The sequence below is a fragment of the Chryseobacterium sp. SIMBA_028 genome, assembly GCF_046535285.1.
In the GTDB taxonomy this organism is placed as follows: domain Bacteria; phylum Bacteroidota; class Bacteroidia; order Flavobacteriales; family Weeksellaceae; genus Chryseobacterium.
The window spans coordinates 1-330 of the sequence record NZ_JAWRWZ010000118.1 but is presented as its reverse complement, the minus strand read 5'-3'; the positions used below and the strand labels follow the sequence as shown (position 1 = coordinate 330).

Genomic DNA, 330 nt, shown 5'->3' with positions numbered 1-330 from the left:
CTCGAAGTACCACGGATACACCATCTCGCCGGTTAGTAGTGGTGACTCCGCATCGGGCTGGAATTCCCCGAACTCCTCCAGCACCCGCCAGGCCGCCCAGCTAGTGGCCTGGCCTTGCCCATAAATAGACTCGTGCATAACGGCGTAGAGCGGATTTGCCGCTCGGCTGACCAGCCCCCGGACTTGTTCCAGAAATGCCTCGGACAGCCGAGGCCCTTCCGGTGTGGTGATGAAAGCGTCTTCCAGCAGGTAATGCAATGCATCAACCCGGGCGTTGCCGCCCAGGAATGAGCCCACCATTTGGAATCGCTCGGGGGTCAACCGCTCGCC

The 330-nt window shown here is 61.2% G+C and carries 1 pseudogene; it reads right to left on the bottom strand.

Going from position 1 to position 330, the window contains the following annotated elements:
• Window positions 1-330 (bottom strand): annotated as a pseudogene (locus tag SCA31_RS22800) (aminopeptidase); the annotation flags it as partial.